Raw genomic sequence first — 2,841 nt, 5'->3', positions numbered from 1 at the left:
ATCCCCTGGGTTAATACGTTCTGGAGAATACCCTACCTTAAAATCTTTACCACACTTCAATCCGGAATTTTTTTCTAATATGGGAATACAAATATCTTCTGTAACTCCTGGGTATACTGTTGATTCATATACAACAATTGATCCTTTGGTCAGATTCTGACCCACAATAGTGCTAGCCCCCTCTACTGGAGCCAGATTTGGCGTTTTATCCAAATTTATTGGTGTAGGCACAGCAATTATATGGAATTTTGCCTCTTGAAGCTTTTCCTCATTCGATGTAAATTCCACAGTAGTTTGTTTGATTGCTTCGTCTCCCACTTCATTGGTAGGATCAACACCAGATCTATACAATTTAATCTTTTTCTCGTTTATATCAAAACCTATAACATCAACTTTTTTTGCAAATGCAACTGCAATGGGCATACCTACATAGCCAAGCCCTATTACCGAAAGTTTTCCCTTTTTGCTTATTAGATCATTATACAACATCATTACTTCTTCCCCCAGTTTTAACAATAATCAAATAATCCCATATTAATCTCTGCTAAATAAATCTCTAGTGTATACTTTGTCCCCAATATCTTTGATTTCGTCTGCCATTCTATTTGCAACAACCACATCAGAGATCTTCTTAAATTCATCAAGATCTTTAATAACTCTTGAATTATAAAATCGATCTGCATCAAAGGCAGGCTCATAAACCACCACTTCAATTCCTTTTGCCTTTATGCGTTTCATAACCCCCTGGACAGATGAATGTCTAAAATTATCAGAGTTTGTCTTCATAGTAAGTCTGTAGATCCCTACAATTTCAGGTTTCCTCTTCAAAATCATATCAGCAATATGGTCCTTTCTCGTTCTATTTGCATCTACAATTGCTGTCATAATATTATTTGGAACATCAGCATAATTTGCTAATAGCTGCTTTGTATCCTTTGGCAAACAATATCCACCATATCCGAATGAAGGATTATTATAGTGATTTCCTATCCTTGGATCTAATCCAACACCTTCAATAATCTGCTTTGTATCCAAACCTCTAATTTCCGCATAAGTATCAAGTTCATTAAAAAATGCCACTCGCATAGCTAGATAAGTATTCGAAAAAAGTTTAATGGCTTCAGCTTCAGTTGAATTCGTAAACAAAATCGGAACATCCTTTTTAACAGCTCCCTCAATCAAAAGATCAGCAAACTTCTTTGCTCTATCTGATTGTTCTCCTACAATAATTCGTGACGGATATAGATTGTCATATAGACCCTTACCCTCCCTTAAAAATTCAGGTGAGAAAATAATGTTTTCTGTTTCAAACTTCTCTTTTATCTTTTTCGTATATCCTACTGGTACTGTTGATTTAATGACCATTATAGCATCAGGATTAATTGACAATACATTAGCTATAACTGCTTCCACAGTTCTTGTATTAAAATAGTTTTTATCCGGATCGTAATTTGTAGGAGTAGAAATAATAACATACTCCGCATCTTTATAAGCAATATAATTATCAGTCGTTGCAATTAAATTTAATTTTTTTGTCGCTAAATATTCTTCAATCTCTTTATCAACAATCGGGGACTTCTTTTTATTAATCATATCTACTTTTTCCTGAATAATATCAAGTGCTATAACTTCATTATGTTGAGCCAATAAAACAGCATTAGACAATCCAACATAACCTGTCCCTGCTATTGTTATCTTCATCTCAAATCTCCTTTACAATAATTTGTTTTTATCTTGTAGTTTCAGCTTTTTCCCAAAATGGCTTTGATTTACCTGTTAATTGATTTATCGCTCCAAACAATTGTGCTACTAGTGTCATACAATAATAATAAGGGTAATAGGACAATTTATTTTTAAATCCAAATATCTTTCCAGACATTGCTAATAAATAAAATATACATTGCACCAAAAAGATTGAAGTATAAAACGAACTTTGTTTTATTAAAAACGCATTTGAAACAAAATATACTATATGCAAAATAAATAAGGAATACCTTAAAGTCCTATGTCCAAAATAAAAGTAACTAAACCATCCATATTTAAGAATATTATATTTTTTAGAGTTGCCGAATATAGAAGTTAAAATTCCTCTAAACATCCTAACTTTTCTCTTAAATTCATCTTGAGAGGTTTCTCCCGCTTTCTCGTATGCTACAGCTTTCTCATTATACACTGCTCTCTTATTATTTATTCCGGCATGAAGGGGCACAGCAGAATCATGGCACCTTATAGGATCAAAATCAACATAATCTTTTTTCCTTATTGCATAGATTGCCCCATTTCCCGCAGTTATCGTTTTTATATCTGATTCGACTTTCCTCATGAAAAGATCATAATTCCAATAACTAGTCTCAGCTTGACTAGAAATATTCTCAAAACTATTGACATACTTGAGCCTTCCAGTAACATAGATTATATCATCAGAAGTAAATGAAGAAACCAAATGAATTATTGAATCTTTATCAAGCATTGCATTTGCATCGCTGAATACTAATATTTCTCCTCTAGCAGTTTTGACTGCCTCATTTTGCGCATTTGTCTTCCCTTGCCTTTTATTCACATTGTAAAGAATGATATCATATTCTCTGTTTTTTTCAATAAAATTTTCTACAATTTCATTTGTTTTATCCGTGCTGTTATCTGATGCAACTATGATTTCTATTAGTTCTCTAGGATAATTTAAATTAATTAGATTATTCAATTTTTGTTCAATAACTTTTTCCTCATTATGTGCCGGTATAATAATTGAAACATAAGGTCTTAATGACATGTCTACAACATCTTTTTTATTCTTAACTACCTTGTTTAAAACAATCAATGATAAAGGATATCCTATTAAAG

Annotated in this window: 3 protein-coding genes; all 3 read right to left on the bottom strand. The window is 32.2% G+C overall.

Going from position 1 to position 2,841, the window contains the following annotated elements; all coding sequences use genetic code 11:
• On the bottom strand, window positions 1-492 hold a 492-nt coding region (locus PHP06_11010; protein ID MDD3841069.1), incomplete at its 3' end, for an NAD(P)-binding domain-containing protein.
• A 42-nt stretch (window positions 493-534) separates the two neighbouring features.
• Window positions 535-1,701 carry a nucleotide sugar dehydrogenase gene (locus tag PHP06_11005; GenBank protein ID MDD3841068.1) on the bottom strand — a complete coding sequence of 389 codons (1,167 nt, stop codon included), beginning with the start codon at window positions 1,699-1,701 and terminating at the stop codon, window positions 535-537.
• A gap of 28 nt (window positions 1,702-1,729) precedes the next feature.
• Window positions 1,730-2,841 (bottom strand): glycosyltransferase family 2 protein (locus PHP06_11000; protein MDD3841067.1); only part of this gene is annotated, 1,112 nt, incomplete at its 5' end.

It is taken from the genome of Clostridia bacterium, assembly GCA_028698525.1.
Classification (GTDB): Bacteria; Bacillota; Clostridia; order JAQVDB01; family JAQVDB01; genus JAQVDB01.
The sequence above is the reverse complement of the archived record's forward strand: the minus strand, read 5'-3'. Positions and strand labels throughout refer to the sequence as shown.